This window comes from Gilliamella sp. Fer4-1, from assembly GCF_001690515.1.
Classification (GTDB): domain Bacteria; phylum Pseudomonadota; class Gammaproteobacteria; order Enterobacterales; family Orbaceae; genus Gilliamella; species Gilliamella apicola_C.
In genome coordinates this window covers 1-5,018 of the sequence record NZ_LZGZ01000042.1, presented here as the reverse complement: position 1 = coordinate 5,018, position 5,018 = coordinate 1, and the positions used below count along the sequence as shown (strand labels likewise).

Here is a 5,018-nt window from a genome sequence, read left to right as displayed (position 1 = left end):
ACTAACTTAGTTAATTTGTTGTTAATGAAATCTGTCATAAGATTAAATTGATGATAAATCAAGTTGTGCGCAATTGTTGAGATTATATACAGATATAAAAAATATGAAATCAACATAAATTATTTTTTATTTAATAGGCTATTTTTAATTTATGATTGTGTGATCTAAGTCTAAATTTTTCATCTAGCGTATATAAATCCAGTAAATGGCAAAAACGTCTTCTAGGCGGTTGGGTGATTTTTTTTTACTATGTTTAGTATAAAAATGATGTTTAGTATAAAAATGTTGTTCTAAGTTAATAGATGATGATTGCTCTGAATTAGGAGTGAACCATGGAACTATATCTAGATACCGCTGATGTTACGGCCATTAAACGTTTAGCTAAAGTGTTGCCAATTAATGGCGTAACCACCAATCCTAGTATTGTGGCAAAAGCAGGTAAGTCTATTTTTTCATTATTGGCTGAATTACAAGACGTGCTGGGTGCTGATAAACTGTTATTTGCGCAAGTATTGTCAAGCAATGCTGAAGAGATGATAAAAGAAGCGCATCAGCTAAGAAAAGCAGTGCCATCGATTGTGACAAAAATTCCCGTTAATGCGCAAGGGTTGATGGCAATCAAAGAACTCACCCTGCAAGGTATTCCAACCTTAGGTACTGCTGTTTATGGCGCAGGGCAGGGGTTTTTAGCAGCATTAGCGGGCGCTAAATATATTGCGCCTTATGTTAATCGTATTGATGCTCAAGGTGGAAGTAGCAAAGATACTGTACAAGAATTACAAAAATTGTTAGATTTGCATTGCCCACAGTCAATGGTATTAGCTGCCAGTTTTAGAACACCGAGACAAGCGTTAGATTGTATGCTGGCTGGATGCCAATCGATTACTTTGCCCATAGATGTGGCTGAACTGTTTATTTCTGATCCAGCAGTCGATGCGGCAATCACTAAGTTTGATGACGATTGGTGTAGTGCTTTTGGTGCACTAACGTTTTAACTTTGTTTACCTATTTTTGTTTACCTATTTTTTGACTTGAGCTTGTTTTGCTGCTTTGGCGTGGAACAAGCTGATCTGCCTTTTTCAATTGTAAAAATAGCATAACTCTAACATTTTTTATTGTATGATGATTCTTAATATTAATCACTATAAGGTGCAATGCTATGGATGAAAAAAATAATAAAATCAAAGTAAATAAAAAAGCTATTGTTAATGCATTACTCACAGTATTAAATGTTGAAAAAATCTCGCCTAGTTTTATTCGTGTCCAATTTAGTTGTAATAAGCAAGTTGATATTAATCCTTTATGGATTTGTCCTTACTTAAAATTGTTATTTCCTGATCCTTTAATTGGTAAAATAGAATTTCCCAAGTTTGATGATAATAATAAAATCGTTGTTGACGATAAATTACGCCGACTTATTCGTAGTTATAGTGTGCGTGAGTTTGAATGTGCTAATAATGAGTTTTTTGTCGATTTTGCTATTCATCAGACTGGTTTAGCGTCGGTTTGGTCACAAAAAGCTAAGATTGGGGATCAAATTGGTTTGATTGGTGCTGCCAGTAAATTGCAGTTTACTGATGATCGTTTGGTGTTAATGGGGGATGTTTCAGCCATGCCAGCGATCTGTTATACGCTTGAGCATCTACCTAAAAAGCATAAAGCTTTTGCCTTCATTGAAGTAAATCATAAAAATGATATTGTTTCATTATCAGACAATAAAAATATTGAAGTTTGTTGGCTAGTACAAAATCCAGATAATCCCCATCAATTAATTAATGCGGTAATCAACGCTAATTTATCAAGGCAAGGTAAACTGCTGTTTTGGGGAGGAATGGAGCGCTCGCTTGCACAAGCTCTTCGCCATGCGGTTAAGGATAAATATACACATTTACCGCCGGATGCTTTTCATATTACTAGCTATTGGCGAGAAGGTTTTGCCGAAGGTGAATTTAAACATCGTGAATAATTAGCGGTTGCTTTTTTATGAATATTCTTGCTCATTTACATTTGGCCACGTTAGCACATAGTTCGTTAATTGGTAATACTGTGGCCGATTTTGTTAAAGGTGATCCGTATTTAATTTATGATACTGATATTGCTGATGGCATTATGTTGCACCGAAAAATTGATAGCTTGACTGATAACCTGCTTGAAGTTAAACAAGCTAAATTACTGTTCCGTCAATCGTATCAGCGCGTTGCTGCCATTACATTGGATATTGTATGGGATCATTTCTTGTCAAAGCATTGGGATAGCTATGGGCTGTTGCCTAGTGTAGCTCAATTTAATGAAGCAACCAAAGCGTATATCCAACCATATATTAGCGTTTATCCAGTTGATTATCAGCACTTTATGAATGCGATGTGGCGTGGGTTGTGGCTCGAAAATTATGCATCTCTCGATTTTGTTGGCGACGTGTTAGCGGGTATGGCACAGCGGCGACCGAAATTATATTTGCTAGAAGAAACGATTATTGATATCAAACAACATTATGGCCAATTAGAGGCGCTGTTTTTTTTGTTATATCCTAAAATTTGTTTAACAGTAAAACAAGGCATTAACTAAGTTGGATTTAGTGCTATCGGTTTAAGTTTTATACACTGTAGCTTAAGCCGATAGCGGTGAGTATTTTTCGATTAATTAGGTAATATTAGTTTACCATCGTTTATTTGGATAACATCCTTACGATTTGGCAATTGGCTAATCGGTTTTAGATTTTTGTTTGTTACTTGTGGGGCATAGCCACTTTTACCACCTCGAGGTTTTGTGCGCACAACTTGGCTTACAGGTAATGTTGCTTTGTTGGTTAAGTTAGCCCATAACCATTCAATGGCGTCTTCACCATAATAATCAATCGGTAATAAGGTATTGTCAAACGGTGGCCTACCATCTAAGTAACTAGCGTTTTCAACTTCAATATATCGCAGTTGTGACTGACTTCCTTCAACTAAACTATTTAATGCCACATAAGGGCGCGATGTGTAGTTTGATAGTTGTTTAACATTATTACGTCCATGTATAATAAAGGTTTTTATGCCATGTAAGTTGCCAGAAGCGCTAACTTGTTTTATACCTTGCTCAACGCGTGGCTCTTGTGATTTTTTATAAACACAAATAGATCCTTTAGTACCATAATCAACTATCCCCTTCGTTTGAGAGCTAGAATAGAACTCTCGCCTTGGTGTATTGAGATCCTCGTTTTCAACAAGATCCAAAATAGTTGCATTCGGTCCATTCCATAGCGGTAAATGCCCGTTGGCCATTCCCCATATTTGCTGAAACGATATTTCCTCTAATGGTGCAACCTTACCTGTATAATTAATTGGATTTTGCTGAGTGCTTGCCACTGAAAAGTTACACATATTTTCGGTGACATCGTATTTACCATATGCGCTAATATATTGGTAAGGCAGTCCGATAGATTCAGTATAGTAAAAATACGGTAGCTGGATATCCATTTCTGGTGTCCAACCATATTTGTGTAGTTTTTCTAGTGCTTCTTTGGGCGTGCCTGTGGTGAGTAATTTTGCTTTTTTAAGGGCGTTACAGCGTTCTTGTGAATAAAGAAAGTAATCGGCATACGGCACGTAAGAATCATTTTTATGTGCTTTTATTGCTGGGATTGCACATGGTATATATAATGCGCCATAAGCACTGTAATTGGCAATGGATCTGGCTTGTAGTTTGTGTGATTTGCTATCGCCTATCTTGATCGAGACAGGGGTATTATCAAGTTTTGGTTGAATTTGTGGATTGACCGCAACAATACCATCAATCATATTTTGGTCATCTAATTCGCCGGCTTTTAATGCTGCTCCACCACCATCGCTTGCGCCATAGACTAAAACAAGGGTGTTATCTTTGTTAAAGATAGCTTGATCATTAGGTGAAAACATACTATTGAGTTCATAAAAGGCAAATTCTATGGATTTTAATACATGCTCACCCCAGCGGGCTTCGGCATTTAGTTTTGAGTGCAACTGTTTTACCGCATAGCGATGCGGGTATTTTTTTATGTATTTTTCTTTATTATCAATTGAAGTATAAAATAAGATATTACCAGTTTGTACTTCTCCCCATACGGTAAAGCCAACTTTGTGTTCCATATCATAAATACCGTTGCCTAATCCTTTGTCATTATAGACCACTGCGCAGTTGTGACGAAGTCCCCATAATCCACGAATTTGGACATCTTTGGCATTTAATATCCCGTCCGAATCACTAGCTGGAACTGCAACAATGCAGGGCTTATGTTTATTAAAATCAATTGGGATTTGTAATAACATACCTACGCCATCATTTCTTTGTACGGCTGTTATTTCGGTGCCTGCAAATTTGCCGTCAAATAAAGGTGTTAATTCTTGCTTCCTAAAACCAAATAGTGATCCTTCCCCAATTTTAGTATCAATATAGCGATTTAGCTTGGCTTGACGGCGTTCTTGAAAGTGTGGTTTGGTCGGAATTTCAACGTCAGGCGTGATACTACTGGTTGATAATGGCGTAAAACCGAGCCCAGCAGTAACAAGATCGTTGCTATCGCCATCATAATACGCCAAGGTACTGCGAACTAGCCATTTAGGTTTTACTATTGTATTGTCAATTTTTTTTGTGTTATGGCTCTGAGCATCTATATTCTCATTTACTACTTTCTCATTTACTGCTGATTCCATGCTCGCAACGGTATTGCTTGAATCAGGAGTTGTTTTATTGTCAGTATTGGTGATTTTGCTAGTATTTTCTTGAACTGTGTTTGTTTTTGCGGTTTCGCCCAATGAAGTTGATTTTGTTGGTTTTCCTTGTGCAATTAATGGCATGGCGACAAGGGCAAAAAATACCAATTTGGCTAATGTTTTTATTTTTTTCTGTTTCATTTTTAATTCCGTTGCAATCACGTTTTAGCAGATATAATTATTATGGTTTATTGCAAAAATTAGATGGTTATTTATTGATTAATATACCTATTATGATAGTTTTAGTCTTTTACTATGTAATTATACACGAATTTTTGTTATTCGTTA

General features: G+C 36.4%; 4 protein-coding genes. 3 read left to right on the top strand and 1 reads right to left on the bottom strand.

Features of this window, described 5'->3' with window-relative positions; all coding sequences use genetic code 11:
• Positions 1–332: 332 nt before the first annotated feature.
• From fsa to A9G30_RS01460, 3 genes are all read left to right on the top strand, one after another.
• A complete protein-coding gene (fsa, locus tag A9G30_RS01470; protein ID WP_065568097.1) occupies positions 333–995 on the top strand; it encodes a fructose-6-phosphate aldolase in 663 nt (220 codons plus the stop codon).
• Between the two features lie 164 nt (positions 996–1,159).
• Positions 1,160–1,966: a siderophore-interacting protein gene (locus A9G30_RS01465; RefSeq protein ID WP_065587815.1), complete on the top strand. Its 807-nt coding sequence runs from the start codon at positions 1,160–1,162 to the stop codon at positions 1,964–1,966.
• Positions 1,967–1,983: 17 nt separating this feature from the next.
• Entirely contained in the window at positions 1,984–2,565 is a 582-nt protein-coding gene (locus A9G30_RS01460; protein WP_065587814.1) for an acyl carrier protein phosphodiesterase, read from the top strand.
• Between the two features lie 71 nt (positions 2,566–2,636).
• Here A9G30_RS01460 and A9G30_RS01455 read toward each other — a convergent pair whose 3' ends face one another.
• Positions 2,637–4,871, bottom strand: coding sequence for a 3-hydroxybutyrate oligomer hydrolase family protein (locus tag A9G30_RS01455; protein WP_065580361.1), 2,235 nt, complete (start codon positions 4,869–4,871; stop codon positions 2,637–2,639).
• Between the last annotated feature and the right edge of the window lie 147 nt (positions 4,872–5,018).

Excerpts from the sequence above, each read along its gene's own strand:
- fsa (WP_065568097.1), top strand. The coding sequence starts at position 333 with ATGGAACTATATCTAGATACCGCTGATGTTACGGCCATTAAACGTTTA.
- A9G30_RS01465 (WP_065587815.1), top strand. The coding sequence starts at position 1,160 with ATGGATGAAAAAAATAATAAAATCAAAGTAAATAAAAAAGCTATTGTT.
- A9G30_RS01460 (WP_065587814.1), top strand. The coding sequence starts at position 1,984 with ATGAATATTCTTGCTCATTTACATTTGGCCACGTTAGCACATAGTTCG.
- A9G30_RS01455 (WP_065580361.1), bottom strand. The coding sequence starts at position 4,871 with ATGAAACAGAAAAAAATAAAAACATTAGCCAAATTGGTATTTTTTGCC.